Origin of the sequence: Rubripirellula amarantea, assembly GCF_007859865.1 — a bacterium.
GTDB lineage: Bacteria > Planctomycetota > Planctomycetia > Pirellulales > Pirellulaceae > Rubripirellula > Rubripirellula amarantea.
The window spans coordinates 47,554-64,063 of record NZ_SJPI01000001.1; the positions used below are offsets into that span (position 1 = coordinate 47,554).

The 16,510-nt window shown below is 53.5% G+C and carries 18 protein-coding genes; 4 read left to right on the top strand and 14 right to left on the bottom strand.

Annotated elements, in window-relative coordinates; all coding sequences use genetic code 11:
- Window positions 1-228: 228 nt before the first annotated feature.
- The 6 genes from Pla22_RS00235 to Pla22_RS00260 all read right to left on the bottom strand — a co-directional run bounded on the left by Pla22_RS00235 (window position 229) and on the right by Pla22_RS00260 (window position 6,216).
- The gene (locus tag Pla22_RS00235; RefSeq protein WP_146512801.1) at window positions 229-1,548 is read right to left on the bottom strand and encodes an MFS transporter; all 1,320 of its coding nucleotides are present in this window, start codon (window positions 1,546-1,548) and stop codon (window positions 229-231) included.
- Window positions 1,549-1,748: 200 nt separating this feature from the next.
- Window positions 1,749-2,624 (bottom strand): class I SAM-dependent methyltransferase, encoded by an 876-nt coding sequence (locus Pla22_RS00240; RefSeq protein ID WP_242631700.1) that lies wholly within the window; start codon window positions 2,622-2,624, stop codon window positions 1,749-1,751.
- A 22-nt stretch (window positions 2,625-2,646) separates the two neighbouring features.
- Window positions 2,647-3,081 (bottom strand): Minf_1886 family protein, encoded by a 435-nt coding sequence (locus Pla22_RS00245; RefSeq protein WP_146512803.1) that lies wholly within the window; start codon window positions 3,079-3,081, stop codon window positions 2,647-2,649.
- A 50-nt stretch (window positions 3,082-3,131) separates the two neighbouring features.
- Entirely contained in the window at window positions 3,132-4,034 is a 903-nt protein-coding gene (locus Pla22_RS00250; protein WP_242631702.1) for a PSP1 domain-containing protein, read from the bottom strand.
- Window positions 4,027-4,989, bottom strand: a complete 963-nt coding sequence (locus tag Pla22_RS00255) for a WD40 repeat domain-containing protein (RefSeq protein WP_146512804.1) — start codon at window positions 4,987-4,989, stop codon at window positions 4,027-4,029. Before Pla22_RS00255 ends, Pla22_RS00250 begins: the two co-directional genes overlap by 8 nt.
- An 84-nt stretch (window positions 4,990-5,073) precedes the next feature.
- The gene (locus Pla22_RS00260; protein ID WP_146512805.1) at window positions 5,074-6,216 is read right to left on the bottom strand and encodes a prenyltransferase/squalene oxidase repeat-containing protein; all 1,143 of its coding nucleotides are present in this window, start codon (window positions 6,214-6,216) and stop codon (window positions 5,074-5,076) included.
- 291 nt (window positions 6,217-6,507) lie between these two features.
- On the opposite strand from Pla22_RS00260, the gene Pla22_RS00265 reads away from it, so the two are divergent.
- The 4 genes from Pla22_RS00265 to Pla22_RS00280 all read left to right on the top strand — a co-directional run bounded on the left by Pla22_RS00265 (window position 6,508) and on the right by Pla22_RS00280 (window position 9,280).
- On the top strand, window positions 6,508-7,020 hold the full coding sequence (locus Pla22_RS00265) for a hypothetical protein (RefSeq protein ID WP_146512806.1): 513 nt from the start codon (window positions 6,508-6,510) through the stop codon (window positions 7,018-7,020).
- A 179-nt stretch (window positions 7,021-7,199) separates the two neighbouring features.
- Window positions 7,200-8,204, top strand: coding sequence for a sugar phosphate isomerase/epimerase family protein (locus tag Pla22_RS00270; RefSeq protein WP_146512807.1), 1,005 nt, complete (start codon window positions 7,200-7,202; stop codon window positions 8,202-8,204).
- 16 nt (window positions 8,205-8,220) lie between these two features.
- Window positions 8,221-8,424 carry a sulfur carrier protein ThiS gene (gene thiS, locus Pla22_RS00275; protein ID WP_146512808.1) on the top strand — a complete coding sequence of 68 codons (204 nt, stop codon included), beginning with the start codon at window positions 8,221-8,223 and terminating at the stop codon, window positions 8,422-8,424.
- Window positions 8,425-8,428: 4 nt separating this feature from the next.
- Window positions 8,429-9,280: a thiazole synthase gene (locus tag Pla22_RS00280; protein WP_146512809.1), complete on the top strand. Its 852-nt coding sequence runs from the start codon at window positions 8,429-8,431 to the stop codon at window positions 9,278-9,280.
- A 35-nt stretch (window positions 9,281-9,315) separates the two neighbouring features.
- Here the strand turns inward: Pla22_RS00280 and Pla22_RS00285 are convergent, their stop codons facing one another.
- The 8 genes from Pla22_RS00285 to Pla22_RS00320 all read right to left on the bottom strand — a co-directional run bounded on the left by Pla22_RS00285 (window position 9,316) and on the right by Pla22_RS00320 (window position 16,488).
- Window positions 9,316-9,819 carry a DinB family protein gene (locus tag Pla22_RS00285; protein WP_165440448.1) on the bottom strand — a complete coding sequence of 168 codons (504 nt, stop codon included), beginning with the start codon at window positions 9,817-9,819 and terminating at the stop codon, window positions 9,316-9,318.
- A gap of 5 nt (window positions 9,820-9,824) precedes the next feature.
- On the bottom strand, window positions 9,825-10,076 hold the full coding sequence (locus Pla22_RS00290; protein WP_146512811.1) for a DUF202 domain-containing protein: 252 nt from the start codon (window positions 10,074-10,076) through the stop codon (window positions 9,825-9,827).
- Window positions 10,077-10,101: 25 nt separating this feature from the next.
- Complete coding sequence (locus tag Pla22_RS00295; protein WP_146512812.1) at window positions 10,102-10,818, bottom strand: class I SAM-dependent methyltransferase; 717 nt, start codon at window positions 10,816-10,818, stop codon at window positions 10,102-10,104.
- A gap of 108 nt (window positions 10,819-10,926) precedes the next feature.
- Window positions 10,927-11,871, bottom strand: coding sequence for an AAA family ATPase (locus Pla22_RS00300; protein WP_390620253.1), 945 nt, complete (start codon window positions 11,869-11,871; stop codon window positions 10,927-10,929).
- 256 nt (window positions 11,872-12,127) lie between these two features.
- Window positions 12,128-13,510, bottom strand: coding sequence for a hypothetical protein (locus Pla22_RS00305; RefSeq protein ID WP_146512813.1), 1,383 nt, complete (start codon window positions 13,508-13,510; stop codon window positions 12,128-12,130).
- Window positions 13,507-14,409, bottom strand: a complete 903-nt coding sequence (locus tag Pla22_RS00310; RefSeq protein WP_146512814.1) for a DUF4129 domain-containing protein — start codon at window positions 14,407-14,409, stop codon at window positions 13,507-13,509. The genes Pla22_RS00305 and Pla22_RS00310 overlap by 4 nt, the downstream gene beginning before the upstream one ends.
- A complete protein-coding gene (locus Pla22_RS00315) occupies window positions 14,406-15,455 on the bottom strand; it encodes a hypothetical protein (protein ID WP_146512815.1) in 1,050 nt (349 codons plus the stop codon). The genes Pla22_RS00310 and Pla22_RS00315 overlap by 4 nt, the downstream gene beginning before the upstream one ends.
- Complete coding sequence (locus Pla22_RS00320; RefSeq protein WP_146512816.1) at window positions 15,445-16,488, bottom strand: stage II sporulation protein M; 1,044 nt, start codon at window positions 16,486-16,488, stop codon at window positions 15,445-15,447. Before Pla22_RS00320 ends, Pla22_RS00315 begins: the two co-directional genes overlap by 11 nt.
- Window positions 16,489-16,510 lie beyond the last annotated feature (22 nt).

Consider the following 16,510-nt stretch of genomic DNA (forward strand, 5'->3'; position numbering starts at 1 on the left):
AAACGCCTTTGCAGATCGCCATAGCTCGAATTCTGGCAAGGGGCTTCTAAGGTTCACCGACGTGCCATTGCGAGCACGTCGTCATTGCGAAATCGCTGCACCAAGAAACCCTACATCAGAGATCCCTACATCAAAGATCGCTACATCAAAGATCGCTGTGTACTAAGACGCTGTGTACTAAGACGCTGTGTCCTAACACGTGACGTCAAGCGACTTCAGCAACATTGCCTAGGGAACTGCAGGTGCCGCATCGCCGGCGTCCATGGAATCCACGGCATCTTCTTCGATTGCTTTGGTCTTATCCCAGAACGTGAAGAAGAACAGGGCTGCCACGGCGGCAGCAAAAATCGCCGGCATCAACCAGAATTGCAGTGCACCGGCTTGCCAACCTTCTTGCGAAGTAGGATCGAGTTTGACGACGCTGTCACCCCAGTAGCCAAGCACATAGTTGCCAACCAACATTCCTGCACCATAAGTCAACAAACCGACAAGAGCTTGAGCACTGGTACGTGTTTCAGGCGGTGCCACGCGATCGGTGTAAAGTTGCCCCGTCACAAAGAAGAAGTCGTAGCAGATACCGTGCAGAGCAATGCCCAACACCAACATCGCCGATGATGAGGGGAACATTCCGAACAAGACGTAACGAACCGCCCAAGCCAACATGCCCACCAACAACATCTTCTTGACACCCAATCGCACCAGGAAGAATGGCACCAGCGCCATGAAGAAGATTTCGCTCACTTGACCTAATGCCATGACGCCGCCGGTGTCATCACCAAAGGCCATCAGCTTCACAAAATCGCCCGTCCGAGCGTAGTAAAACGCCAATGGAATGCAGATCAAGAAGGAGCAAAGGGCAAACACTGCATAGGACGGATTTTTGAAGAGACTGATCGCGTCGAATCCCAAAATCTTGATGATGCTGACGGGCTTTCCCTTTCCTTCCGGTGGCGACTTAGGAAGGGTGAAGCTGTAGATCCCATAAATGAAACTTACCAGAGCGGCAATCTGAAATTGCACCGCGGTCCCGCCTGCATCAGCCACACCCGGCAATACCTTGAACGGAAAGATTCCGAAGAACGATTGCGATACGACCAAGCCTGCCACAATCCATCCGATCGTTCCCCACAATCGAATTCTAGGAAAGTCTCGCTCGGTCGATTCAACGTTCTGGAAGGTAATCGTGTTGACCAGCGCAAGCGTTGGCATGTAGCAGATGAAGAACGCGAGCATCGCAAAAAAGAATTGCGATGGTGAATCCGTGATCGTGCTGACCCAATACAGCACGCCAGCACCGATCAAATGTAAGATCCCGTTGATTTGTTCCTTGTTCATCAACCGGTCAGCCACGAAACCAACGATCAACGGAGCCAGCAATGCTGCCCACGTCTGAGTCGCATACGTGCTACCGATGATTTGATTCAGTTTCCCCTCTTCCTCGTAGCTGGCGAAAATGTTCGTTAAGTAACCGCCCATCGTCACAAAGAAGACGCCCCATACAAAAAACTGCAGGAACATCATAATTTTCAAGCGAATCGAGATCGACATCACAGTCAGTTTCCTTGATCGGTGGGAAAGGGAGGGCAGTGCGTTTTTTTTAGCAGAACGATGCTGGTGGGCGTTTTGAGGGAAGGCGGTTCTTGCAAACGCTTCGTTGTTGCGAGCGATTTGTTGTTGCGAGCGATTTGTTGTAACGAGCGCGTTTTCGTAGCAAACTCAGTTTCTAGCGAACACGAACGCGACAAGAGCTAGTCCGCTTTTAGGTTGTCGAGCACGTCCGCCGCAGGAACGGGAACCACTTCACTAAGTGGACTGTCGTCACGAGCGAAGAACATCAAATGCTGCCAGGGAAGTTGATTGTACTCGCGAACGAGCTTAAATCCATTGCCTTGATATTCCTTGATGATCTGCCGTTTGGACATCTTGTGCAGCGGCTTGATCGGTACGGTGGGGTCTTCTTCGCGATACTCTAGCAGCGCCACGACGCCTTCGGGCTTTAACGATCGGCGGATCGACCACAACATCGACTCGGGATGTGAAAACTCGTGATACACATCCACCATCAAGACCATGTCGACCTCGCCGGCGGGCAACTTTGGATCGTCGACTTTCCCTAGAATCGGTTCAATGTTGTCGAGCTTCAACTGCGCACCGCGGACTTGCAGTTTCTGCAACATTTCCCGCTGAATATCTACCGCCAAGACTCGTCCCTTGTCCGTCACCGCCTTTGCCATGGGGAACGTCCAGAACCCGTTCCCGCACCCCAGATCAACGACTGTCATCCCTGGTTTCAGACCAAGATTGTCGAAGGACTCGCTCGCATTCTCTTCTTGATCGCGTTCGGGTCGGATTAACCACGATGCCCCCATGTGCGACATGGGCTGGGCAACGATTCGATCCATGTAGGTTCGGCGAGCCTTTTCCTTCGGTCGCTCGGTTTCGATGGCCGCCACCACCTTGGGTTCCCCCGCGTCAGTTTCGCTGGCGACTGTTTTGTCGGCGTCTGGCTCGGTGGAGTCTCTTTCACTGGCAACCGGTTCGTCGGCAAGCAGGACTGATCCAGACCATTCGGCGTGCGGCGCACCGATCAATAGTCCCCCCAAGAAAAGCAAGGTGGCAATCACCTCCCGTGGAGACCCAGGAAAACTAATCGTCGCTGTTGATCGTGTACTCGAACTCGGGTGCGAAGGCGGTTTCAAACTCGTAGACGTCATCAAAATCCTCTCGGCGATCTGACTCGCTCTTACGCATTTGTTCGATTCGAATCAGGTTATAAACTAACTCACCCAAGTCGCTGGTGCTCTGAATTCCCCATGATCCCAACACCATCCGCGCAAGGTAGCCGTATTGGTCGAGAGCATACAACCGACAAGCTTCGCAAAGCTGTTGCCCGGTCACATGGCGTGAATCTTCTTCGTCCGAGAAATCAAGGTCGTCCAATGATTCACTCTTGCGAGTATCGCCAGCAACCATGTGCTCGTGGGCGTACTGCAAGGCTTCACGAATGAATTGATACGCTTCGAGTTTGTAGCGAGTGTCGTCGGCTAACAAATCTCGCATCGCTTGCAATGGAGACTTCATCATGAGACCGTCAGGGGACAAGAGAAATAAATTAGAAAAGTGACGATAAATTATTCGCGTTTGCTCTTTTTTCGAGCGGACTTGGATCGTTCCTCGCCATGACGCAATACTTGCACGATATCGTCCACGTGAAGCAGGATACGCCGTTTGTCTTCCATCCGCACCGACAATTGCCGTGCCAATATATTTTGCCCTAATACCGTTGCATTGCCATCACGGGTAAGGACCAAACTTCCGGCGGGTGGCAATTCCTCGGCCAATGATTCGTAGGTATCGAACTCGTAACGTAAACAGCACTTCAACCGTCCGCAACGACCCGAAATCTTAGCAGGATCCAAAGTTGCCTTTTGCAACTTCGCCATCTTCATCGATACCGGAGGCATCTTGGTCAAGAAAGTCGCGCAGCAAATCGGCTGGCCGCAATCGCCATAGTCGGCTAACAGCTTGGCTTCGTCACGAACGCCAATTTGCCGCATTTCGATACGCGTCTGAAATTCTCGCCCTAGGTCACGAACCAATTGCCGAAAGTCGACTCTTTGATCGGCCAGGAAATAAACGACCATCCGTTCGCCACCAAGGATGCGTTCCACGTCGACCAGTTCCATCCGCAATCTCAGCGCATCAACCGCAGCCTGACACTTGACCATATCATCGGCGACCAAAGCTTCGAGATGATTCCATTGCTGGCGGTCATCATTGCTGACCCGCCGCAAGATTCGGCCCTCGGTAGGCTCAGTCATCGAATCAATCGCGGTGGGCGTAGCCTCACACAACACGGTTCCGATTTCTGTCCCGCGTTCGGTACGTACGACAACCTCATCTCGATAGCGGTAAGATTCTTTGGCGTCCATCACGCCAAGGGTTCGCATTGATCCACATCGCACAACGTATTGCGTCGGCGTCGAACTTTCTGCTGATTGATCAGCGTCTTCAACGGATTCAGGTTCATTCATCCGCCGGTATCCAATTCCAAGACTGACCAATCTGCATCACACCATTTTTCCTGGTTCCCACCAGTAGTTCATTCTCTCCGTTCCAATGCACCGCCCAAACACCACTGGGCGAGGCCAACGAAGAGGCCGGTGACGTGTCAGTGCTGGTTGCCGAGAAGAAATGCACTTTCCCGTTGGGTTGGCCCGCCACAATCGCACCGGAATCCGACACGGCCAAGTTGGTCAACCAATCATCGCCTTTACCGAAAACGGTTGGTTTCGCTCCGTCGCTGAGTTCGGCTTGATAGAGTTGGCGATCGCCGCTTCCCACATAGACGTGTTGTCCATCGCGACCAAACGCAACGCTCCAAGCCGCTTCTTCGCCAAACTTAATCTTGGCCTTGGGTTCTAAACTTGGCCATGAAAGTACATGAGCGTGGCCCGAGGCATCGGTGACAACCAACATAGTTTGATCCGGCGACAAAACCATGTCGGTAATGGACTGCTCACCAATCGAAGCTTCGTGCTTCACCTTCGCTTCGGCGAGATCCCAAATCATCACCTTGCCAGCTTCATTGCCTGCAATCACCGCAGAACCATCCGGACTTAACATCATCGCTTGGCACCACCGTTCCATGGCCAACTCGTGCATGCGATGAGTTGCCGTTTCAACATCGTAAACGATTAGGTTGCCTCGATAATCAACGCTGACGACCGTCTTTGCGTCGGCGGATCCATCAACACACCAAACGGCAGCGGGATGTTCATAAAGTGGCATTCTTTCACTCGGATCGGATGCCGAGAACTTGACGACTTTTGAAGGATGGAACAACAAACCGCTGGCGGTTGCCGCCACAAAGTCGTCACCGTCACCCAACTTGGCAATCGAAGTCACCCAAACGGTTTCTTGGGTGACAGAACCTGGATCACTGCTTTCCTCAGCCAACGTGACATGACTAGTGGCTCCAAGCAACATCGCGAAGCAAACAGTAAACCTTATGAGCATCGTTAGAAATCTTTCCTTTACGAATCCGCCAAACCAAGCCAAACGCAGCCTCTGTTATTCTTGATCGCAGTAAGACAGCGACAGCAACGCATACGCGGTTACCAACTGCCGATCGCCTTCCATCCAACGATCACTTCCACTATTGACCCACGAACCGTCTTCCTGCTGGGCGTCAAGCAACGTGCGAGCGAGTTCTTGTCGCCACACGTGTGGAGTCCCCGATTCGTCATCGAGGATGTCAATTCCTGCCGCATCGAGCGCTTTCGCAAACGTGTGGTAGTAGTAGTACAAGCCCGATTGTCCCATCCCGGGATTACTGTCGAGAGCGTAGTTGTTTCGAATGAACTTCATTGCGGCGACAACTCGCGGATCATCGGAAGTCAAGCCAGCATAGATCATGCTCTTCAGTCCAGCGTAGGTCATCGAGGCATAGCTACGAAGTCCGCCCGAATCCGTGGTACCCGCTTGGCTTTGACCACCTGCCGCAGGCGTGTAATAGAATCCACCGTCGCCAACCTTGCCCGCATGTTCGGTGTCGTTTCCTTCACCTTCAAGATTCTGAGTTCGCACCACAAAGGTGAGTGCCTTTTGAATCGCCTCATCATCAGGATCATTCCCAAGTTCCTTCAAGGCTTCGAGCAGGAACGAGGTATTGGAAAGGTCAGGACGCTCGTGACTACCATAGCCTGCGCCACCGTATGCGGTATCGGACGTTTCCACCCCTTCGCCTTCATCCCACTGAATGTCTTTCAAGAACGCTTCGGCACGAGCTAACACACTGTCGTACTTGTCGTCACGATTGGCACGCACGAGAGCACCGACGGCGACGGATGTCTCATAGTTGCGATACCTCGATCCCTTTTCATAAATGCCACCATCCGTTTGGAATTTGGTTTCGATATATGCCAACGCTTTTTTGACGGCGGGATCATCAATCGCCTTACGTCTGTTTTCCAGGATTGCTTTCACACAAAGAGCCGTGACAGCAGCACCAGTTTGTGGACTGAATGAACCATCGTCACCTTGCCCACGAAGTTTCAGAAAATCAATTCCTCGATCGATAGCTGCTTGCAACTGTTCAGGAGTCACTTCTTTGACTTCCGAAGAAGCAGTGACGGTAGGCGTTGCTGACTCGTCAGCCATCGAAAACACCGGAGTCATTCCCAGACAAAGAGCAAGGAGGATGAAGCGTCGCATATGTGAAATCCTTAGAAATTCAAAGTCTTGAAAGAGAAAGGGTTTGTCGGTGACCCGTATCCGTTATTTGCCGAATCGGAAATACCGTCACGAACCATAGAATGCCAGTCGCTGTTGCGAACCAATCGTTCGTCGCCAACCACGAGAGTCCTACCCGTATCTTATCCGCTGATGCACCAAGGATGCAGTCGGCTGGCTGACTTCGCCGACAAAACCATTGGCTATGCGCTGTTTGGATTACCACAGCCTGCTTTGAAGCCTTCTCCCCCTTAATCTTGGCATCGTTTCGCCGTGAACCCGCCGCCCGCTCACCGAATCGACTCCGCCCAGCCGGAATCATCCACGGGACGCCGTCAGCGAGGCAACCGCTCACCCGAGTTCACCACCCGCCGCGTCCCCCAGCGGGCCAACCCTAGCGGCATCATCGCCGCGGCCCTGAATCCCCAAGATCATCAAGATCACCAAGCCCCAGCAAACTCACCAGCAGGCTCACCAGCGAACGGCCAAAGTAGTGGCTCGTTTGACGTTTCGTTTGACCAGGACACTCAATCGCTTTCCACACAGCATTTGTTGGCTCTGCAATCGGATGATTTGATCGCTCACCTCCAGCAGTGGGCTGCGGACCTGGATTCGCGAGAAGCTCAGCTTAACGCTCGAACTTCCTTGCAAGAACACCGCGAACGACAATTCCGAATAGAACGACGCGATGCCGAAGCAGAACTCGCCGAGCAACAACGCTTGGTTGAGCGAATGCGGCAATCGGTACAAGTGCAGGCCCGTCGGTTGGCATTTCGCGAAGGTTGATCCTCGGTTGATTGCCGTTCTTTCAAACGCCTCGGCAGGCCGTGACGACGAAAACTGCTGTAAAAGCAAGCAAATTGCGTACTTCGTTGCTCTGCCTTGTTGCAACACCGACCGACGTCAGCGCACAATATCGCGGTCGGTTTGACATTTGCACACACGTTTTTCTCGCGGAGATCTCCATGGCGCGACCCGTCACCTTGTTCACTGGCCAATGGGCCGACCTTCCTATCGAAGAGATGGCCCGCATGACCGCCGACTTCGGTTATGACGGCATTGAACTGGCTTGCTGGGGTGACCACTTCGAGGTTGACCGTGCCATCGCAGAATACGATTACTGCGACAACAAACGCAAGTTGCTCGACGATGCCGGTTTGCAGTGCCATGCCATTAGTGCTCACTTGGCCGGCCAAGCCGTCTGCGACATCATCGATCAACGCCATAAGGCAATTTTGCCCGATTATGTTTGGGGCGATGGCGATCCCGAGGGCGTCAACGAACGTGCCATCGAAGAAGTTAAGAACACAGCGCGCGCGGCTCAAAAGTTCGGCGTCGATGTCGTCAACGGCTTCACCGGCAGCAGTATTTGGCACCTTCTTTACTCCTTTCCGCCCGTCCCACCGTCGATGATTGACGCCGGCTTCGATCAATTCGCCGAGCGTTGGAATCCGATTCTCGATGTCTTTGGTGAATGCGGAGTTCGATTTGCTTTAGAAGTGCACCCTACGGAAATCGCATTCGATATCTACACGGCCCAGCGTGCACTGGAAGCCGTTGATCATCGTCCCGAGTTTGGATTCAACTTTGACCCCAGCCACCTTATTTGGCAGGGAGTTGATCCTGTCGCGTTTATCCGAACGTTTGCTGATCGGATCTATCACGTCCACGTCAAAGACGCGATTGTGAAGCTAGATGGGTCTTCGGGCATCCTCGCTAGCCATTTAAACTTCGGTGATTACCGCCGTGGTTGGGACTTCCGAAGTCCTGGACGTGGAGGCGTGAATTTCGAAGAAATCATTCGCGCTCTTAATGACATCGGCTACGACGGACCGTTGTCGATCGAATGGGAAGATAGCGGCATGGAACGATCCTTCGGTGCCCGCGAGGCTTGCGAATTCACGAAGAAGCTCGACTTCTCCCCTAGCTCTCGTGCCTTCGACGCGGCCTTTGACGAAGCGAACGACTAATGAAACGTTACGCATAATGGTTGCCATCACTGTTAACGGCCGAGCGGTCGAAATCGAATCGTCGATGTCAGTCGAGCAAATGCTCGACACGGTCGACGTCCCACCCAATTACCTAGCCGTTGAAATCAACGGCGAAGTGGTTGCCAGAGAAGACTACGCAATCACGAACGTTAATGCAGGTGACGAGGTCGAAGTCGTCACGCTTGTCGGTGGAGGCTGATTCGATGCCAGCAGTGATAGACCTGCAAGACTCACCGCTAACCATTGGCACGCACACGCTGCAAAGTCGCATGATCGTCGGCACCGGTCGGTACGACACGATGGAACAGATGCGTGATTCGCTGGATGCCTCAGGGGCGGACTGCGTCACCGTTGCCGTCCGACGCGAACGACTTTACGATCGCGATGGCAAGAACATCCTCGACTTCCTCGACCTCGATCGTTACACGTTGCTGCCTAACACGGCTGGCTGTTACACCGCAGCCGACGCAGTTCGTGCCGCCAAACTTGGTCGTGAAATCCTAAAGACGCTTGGAAACCCCGGCGCCGATTGGGTCAAGCTCGAAGTGCTCGGCGATAGCCGCACATTGCTTCCCGATCCGACGGAAACCTTGCATGCTTGCCAGACGCTTGCCGATGCTGGCTTTCAAGTGCTTTGCTACACCAGTGATTGCCCCGTCACAGCACAAAAATTAAAAGCTGCGGGAGCCGCTAGCGTTATGCCGGCCGGCAGCCCGATCGGCAGCGGCCAAGGACTGCTCAACAAAAACAATTTGCAGATCATCTTGGAGTACCTCAAAGAAGATGACCCTGACTATCCAGTCATCATTGACGCTGGCGTGGGCACCGCCAGCGACATCAGTGAAGCGTTTGAATTGGGTGCCGATGGAGTGCTGCTAAATACCGCGATCGCGCACGCCAAAGATCCAATCCGCATGGCTCGGGCGATGAAGTACGCGTCGCTGGCCGGTCGCGATGCATTTCTATCAGGCCGGATTCCGAAACGTCTCTACGGCACCGCAAGCAGTCCCGCCGAAGGCGTCATCAGCACGCGTCCTTACGGAAGCCAAGCTTAGTCGTCGCACCCGATCGAACGAGCGATCGTACCGAGTTAGCCACCGTACAAATGCGGACACTCGACGCCATTGATTCGCAAGTACGCGATCAAAAACGCTCGATGGTGAATCATGTGGTTGATAAATAGGTTCTTGATGAGCGAGCTTCGCGGAACCGTGAACAGCGTTTCGCCCGCTTGCAACAACGTCCATTCCACTGCTAGCGATTCGTCCGTTGCGGACCTAAACAACTCTTGAGCGGTCGCGAGGTTTTGATCAAACGCTTCGACAATAGCAGCGGCGGTCTCTAACAGAGGAACCTCGTGCGCAGGTCCGTCGATCGGTGCGACGTCAAAAGAAGTTTCATTGAGAGTGACGTCTACCCACGACAAAGTGTCAGCAAGATGTGATGCATTCCACCGAATCGAATGTAAGGTTTCGTGCGCCTTCCAATCCAAAATGTTGTCCGGCACCAAAGCCAAGATAGCTCTGGTACTCGCCATTTCTTGGTCGAACTCTGGCAAGAACGCTTCGATAATGGAACGATTGATTTGATTCATCGGTTTTACCGCAGGCGAAATCGACGTCGAAGCGATACAAAACGCCAAAGCCCGACGAGGGCGATGATGATCGCGACACCCGCGAGTCCCCATCCAATTCGGATGACGCCGTGGATTTCAGGAAAAAACTTAACGATCGTGAGGCCCGTTGCTGCGACCATTAACGACGTTCGTCCATAAGCCAATAGCGTTCGCTCGTTGGCGAGATCGGTTCGCACCAAAGCGAGTTCGTCACGGCGGCTAGCATCTTCGTTCATGGATCAATGGGGTTTAGGAAACAGATTATGACTTGCGAGGAAAAGCAGCAGGCTGCCCGTACCAAGACGGATGATAACCTTCGCGAACAGCTAACAGAATCGCCTTGCCATGCATATGTTCATCGCCGTGAGTGTAATCCCACTCAAGACGTTCTTCGTAGTGAAGAATACGCAACTGCGATTCCGGCTCGATCGCCCACGCCGCCAATTGGTTGGGCTTGAAATAATTGATGACTGCGTTTGCTGTTTCACTCATCGGCATCGCACTATCGCAACCCGGTTGTTCAGGACTACCGGGATCCTCGGTCGTATGGACTTCCACGAATAGTAGTCCCCGGTCGTTGAGACCTCGAACCATATTCTTCCACACCAGCTTTGCATCGTCGGCCGGTATGTGATCGAGAACCGTTGTCGCGATCACGGCATCGAATGAATGTTCATCGATCGTTACTTCTCGCACGTCGCAAACCAACGGCCACACCAGGTCTTCTACGTCAATGTCCTTGGCACGTTCGACGATACGTTCTAAACCACGCTCGCTAATATCGACTGATGTGACTTCGTATCCAGCTTTAGCCAAGGCGAGCGTGTCCCGGCCTGCGCCAGCGCCCAGGTCAATCGCTCGACCACCTTTGCCGAATTGATCCAAGAAGGCAGCTACGGCACCTGAAGGAACTAATCCATACGCGATGTCGTCGCGATCGTAGGCTTCAAAAAACAGATCGCTTGTTTCATCACTCATGTTGTTCCATATCGGTAAAAGTCGCGGTCGGATGGGGAATGGACGGATTGGATCGGCCCTAATGCAATGACCGTGTGAACCATGCACACGAAACGCAATAACGTCGATTTATTGCCGTGGAACTTCGATCCCCCGAATCAAACTTTGCAGTTCTTCGTCCGAAGTTCGTCCTTCGATCTCAGCTTCCGCCGATAGCTGAACTCGGTGTCGAAGCGCTGGAATCGCCACCTCGACCACATCATCAGGAACCGCGTAATCACGTCCATGAAATGCCGCGAGAGTTCGCGAGGATTGCATCAATGCCAAGCCCGCGCGAGGCGAGGCACCAAGATGAAAGGCCGGCCAATTCCGAGTCGCCCTTACGATCTTGTTGATGTAATCAACGAGACTATCTTCGACTCGAACCTCGGCACACAACTTAATCGCCTCGCGAACCTGTTCTGGCCCCGTAATGGTCTGAACTTCCGATTTAAGGCGATCGTTGAGGTCTAATTGCCGAGAATGCATCTTCAGGATTTCGGCTTCTTGCTGAGCCGAGGGATAATCGACGCGAAGCTTGAACATGAACCGATCGAGTTGGGCTTCGGGCAGGTTGTAGGTTCCTTCGCTTTCGAGCGGGTTCTGAGTCGCCATGACCAAGAACGGTTGCGGAACGTGGTGACTCGTACCGTCGACTGTCACACGATACTCCTGCATGATTTCAAGGAGTGCGGCGTGCGTCTTTGCCGGTGATCGGTTAATTTCGTCAGCCAACAAGAATTGAGTGAATACCGGTCCTGGACGAAAACGAAACTCACTCGTTTGCATGTCATAGACCGGAGCCCCCGTGATATCCGAAGGCATCAAGTCAGCGGTGAACTGGATCCGACCGTTCTCGCACCCCAAAACTTGCCCGAGCGTGCGGACAAATAAGGTCTTACCAAGACCGGGCACTGATTCGATTAAAACATGGCCACCGGAAAATAACGCCGTTAGTGTCCCAAGCACCAATTCATCTTGTCCGACATAGAGCTTGGCAATTTCGTTGGTCATGGCCGCATACAATCGCTTCACTGGTTCAAAGCGATTCGCTACTGGCGGCGTTGCTACTGGCGGCACGGCCGATTGCTGAGAAACCGGTGACACTGAACCAGCGGACTGGTGTCGAGGCTCATTTCCCTGTGATTCAGGTTGCCGAGATCCGCCTTCACCCGCGTCTTCGAATGCGTCGTAGGGTTGATTACTCAAGATTCAGCTTCCTCGATTTTCAAACTGTCTTCCGGTTTTGGGCAACCATTGCCACCACCGTACTTTAGCGGGTGCGGTTCGCTTAAGGCAGTTGGGGTGGAAACGCCGATGGTGGTGGCGTCTGCGTCGTGTTGATCTGTTGCGACGCAGTGTCGATCTGTTGTCCCGCAGTTGCCACGCTCGGCTGGTCAGGCAAAATCCACGGACCGGCGGTTTCGCCACGAATTCGCTTGTGATACTCGCTAATGCGATGCTTCGCGAAATGTTTGCCACCGGCTTTCTTCATCAATGCAGCAACGGAATCCAAGTGGTCATCGAAATCGCTATGGTCCACCTCTTCGCCCGGACGAGCCCGGCCGAAAATGGGAAAAAGCATCAAGCAAACGACTAAACCTAGCAGCACACCATGAATCGTAACCAAACTGATCGGCCATACCGTAAGCAGTTCCATTCCTGATGCCACGGGAGCGCCCGGCTTCCGTTCGCTGACCGCCAAACGGTCCACGCCGGTGACCAAAAAGCCAACGCTTGGAACGTCGTTTGTGAGCGGCTCTTTGGCTTGAGTGACCAATTCGGCCGCCAACTCCTTGCCAAAAGATTTAGTTAGCGCGTAGTTTGTCAACAACGAACCGCCCGCAACCACGACAACCTTTGACCCGCGCCATCGCTCGCTTTCGACCGTCGCCACAACAACGGTGCCATCACGCAACTTAAGCTTTGGTCTGAACTTCACCTTTGTCGTTGTCGCATCTGTCTCGTCCGCCAACGTCCACCCCATCGCGTCTGGCCCCGTCGGCCCGCTTCCTCCGATCACGCCTCCCAGGACCACTGAATTCTTCTGCGATTTTTCATCATAGGATTGAAGTCCGAACTCGATTCGCTTGTTCTTTAACTCGTCGCTTAGACGATTACGCACATCCCAGTTTCCAGAAACCTCATCAAGCTCACGTCCACTTGCAAGCGGAGTCAGCGCAAACCAGCCGTTGCTAGGTGGGGCTGAACGGTTCGTCCGCCAAGTCATGCGTTGATTGATGGATTTGGCAATTCGCTTGCGATATTCCAGCCGAAGGTTGGGGGGAGCCAGACTCGCCGCATCCTGCCAATACTCCGTTTCGCTTCCACTGTCAGGCAAAATGTAGACCAAGGTTCGATTGCCGCTCGACAACCAACCTTCAAACCAGCGCGTCGACCGCGTGTCGATGGGGCCTAATTCCTTGGGAGTCCACACCAACACATCGGTTCGCCGAACACGTTCAGTCAAGCGGCTAACATCACGACTTCGAAATCCGTTTTGCTCGAACGCCTGCCGAAGTCCACCAAAACCGTTCAAGCTGGTTCGGCCAGTGACACTCTTTGATTCGCCATAGTTCGTATAAAAACGATTGCAGCCCGTCGCAAGCAACAAGGCACAGCCGAACAAGCAGAGAACCTGTCTTGCTACCCGATCCGTCGCCAATCCATTCATGCGGCCACCTCATGAGCCGTCTCAACAACGTGCTCAAGTTGCAAGTTGGTACTCCACAACTGCTGAAATTCAGCGGCGGTGATTTCGTGGCGACCAAAGTAAGATCTCTCAAAGGCGTCGATCGTCATTTGCAAAGCATCGGACGCCGATTCGTTGACGGACTTGCATTCGCGAGCGTACCGCCGATTCGTTTTGCCTCGATTGAGCCGCAGAAACGATGCCCGATCGAGCAACAACAACTGATGACCGAATAGCAAGATGATCGCTTGATCAAACAGACCTTCACGCATCAAACGTTCCGCTTCAACTCGCGGATTGACATCTGTTCGCCGCAATTCAGCCGGCAAATGCTTCATTCGCTCGATCGTTTGCTCGTCGAGCGATTCGTGATCATGACTTCGCCGGCGTCCTCCGGGACCACTTGCCATCTCGATCTCAGCTCGACTAAGAGCAAACAAAACGGCAGCAATCGCACCGCCCAGCAACAACACCAACAAACCCCAACCCAGCAAATTACTAAACGTCAAACCAGACCCGAACAAACCATTCCCGGCACCACCGCCACCGGTGTTTCCTGCAGATGCTGGAATCGGTGCTGGCTTCTTTACGCGTTTGGCTTGAGGCAACCAACGACTTTCGCGATTGAGTGAATCGTCGAACTTAGACTTGACCGTCACCGGAATGATGGCCTTCTCATCGGCGTCGTACCACACCGAGTGCCCCACCACATCGTCGGCCACTACGTCACTGGCCACTACATCACTGGCCACTACATCACTGGTCGCTATATCACTGGTCGCTATATCACTGGCAACCACATCGTCGGCCGAAACGACCATACGGCAAAACGCACCCGCGAACGAACATACCAACAAGAGACTTAAACAAAGGCGAATCATGTTGGGCCTCCTGGTAACTCGGCTGCTACTTCGGCAGCCAAAACAGGCATCTCGGACGAAGCCAGCGGATCTCGCATCGGGGTCGCGGTGGCGTCTGAGGCGGGTACACCCACGCGTCCTTCACCGCGATGGCTCAAACCGTCGCCCTCACCAAATTGACGCAGTGCTTCGGCTCGCACTGCAAGCTCAACCTCCCAACCCTCCAATCGAATCCGAGCGTCCAAGTAGTTCAACATTCGCACCACAACGCTGACGCCTGCGATCAACCACAACGATAGCGGGTAAATCACCAACAGCACAAACAAGTCCATCATGCTCCACTTGCCAGTTGCAATTCCACGGATCCAAAGGAATGTGTACAGCACACTCATCGCTAGAATGAAAAGGGTGATCGATACCGAAAAGAACCGACCCGACAAATCACTGCTGATAGGGCTGTGAAGCGACTTCGATCGACGGGAAACCGTGATCACATTTTCTGAACCACGAAGCGGGCACTGTTCCAACAGAAGAATCTCAGGCAAGAACGGTCTCGCACCTCGCACGATCGTCAGGCTGATCAATAAAACGATCGGAATGACCACGTCAAAGAAGATGGACGCCGGTTGGCCCCATCGCAGTGCCAGCATCACGACCGGTGGAAATGCCATCCGCAGAATCCCCAGCTTCCAAAACCAACGCGAGAATTGCCGTTTCGCTTCCGAACGCACGCTTTGCCAGGGCGGACGATGCTCAAACACGGCCTGCCCCAAGTACAACGTCGCTAGTACTCCTGCGGCCGGAGCTTGCAATACGACTAACAACGCCATCCAGGACATGTAGCGAACGATTTCAATGAAAGCTTCCTCGTCATCAAGACCATAGCTGGCTTCGCGAAATGGGATCCAACCCAGCACGAGTAGATCCATCAACGCCCATGCGAACGCTCCCAAAGCGAAACCGATGAACAACGCGCTGGGGTAACGGCGAATCATGATCAGTGTCAGGTCACCAATCTCTGAGACCGTTCGCAATCGAACGACGACGTGAGTTTGATCAAGTTGCATCCGCGAAGTCTCCTGCATCATCATCAGAGACACTGCGCAACAAGAACGCGTCTCGTGGGAAACCCAACACGACAAAGTAGAAGCTAATCAACCCAGATGACAAAATTGCCCATGCCGCCTTGATGATATACGGTGCGGGACTGGGTGAAAGGAACCCTTCGGTAAACGCAGCCAGGGTGAATAACACTGCGGATGCAGCCATCACTGGCACCGCACGCAGCGCACTTTGGCGAAGCGATTCGATGCGTCCAAGTCCACCGGTAAAAAAGAACCCCACTCCCAATCGCAACCCTGCCGCGGCGGACAACGCGATCGCCGTAAGCTCAAACGGTCCGTGAGCCGTTACAAATTGAAAGAAATTATCACTGCCCACGGCGTCAGGGCGAGCCATGTATCCAAACACTGTTCCCAGTGTGATTGCGTTGTACGCCAAGATGAACAAACACGGAACGATCAGAATACCAAATGCAAAACAGCGCAAACCGATCCCCGTGTTGTGCATGATGTAAAACCCCGCCATCGGCACATAGTGGTCGAGCGACCCCGATAACGGCTGTTCATACATTTCTTCCATCTGCTCAATCGTCTCGGTTCCGATCATCGATTCGGCAAAACCGGGGAACAGTTCTTCATTGCACCCCAAGTACATCGACAGTGCGAAGAGCCCAAAGAACACGATGGACGCCACGCGAACGCACGGGTCCGCAAAGATTTGCTGGGGTGCATCGTAAAAGATCATCTCGATCCAGCCCGCGGGATCGAACCGGTTGGATCGGTACAGTTGATTGTGGGCGCGTGCGACCAGACGATGCAGGTAAGTCACCGTCGCGGGCGGCAACTGATAGGCGTCGGCGAGCGCCAAATCCGCGCACGCAGAACGGTACAGGTTAGAAAACCGGGCTACACCAGCAGCACCGCGGTGGTTTGCTGCTGCGGAGTGATTCGCCTTGCCGCGCATTTCTAGCGCGTCGCATATCTGCTCAAGTTCAGACCACTGATCGCGGCGTTTTTCTAATAGGGCAGCAACGTTCATCGACGTTCAAGTTTCCCGCAAC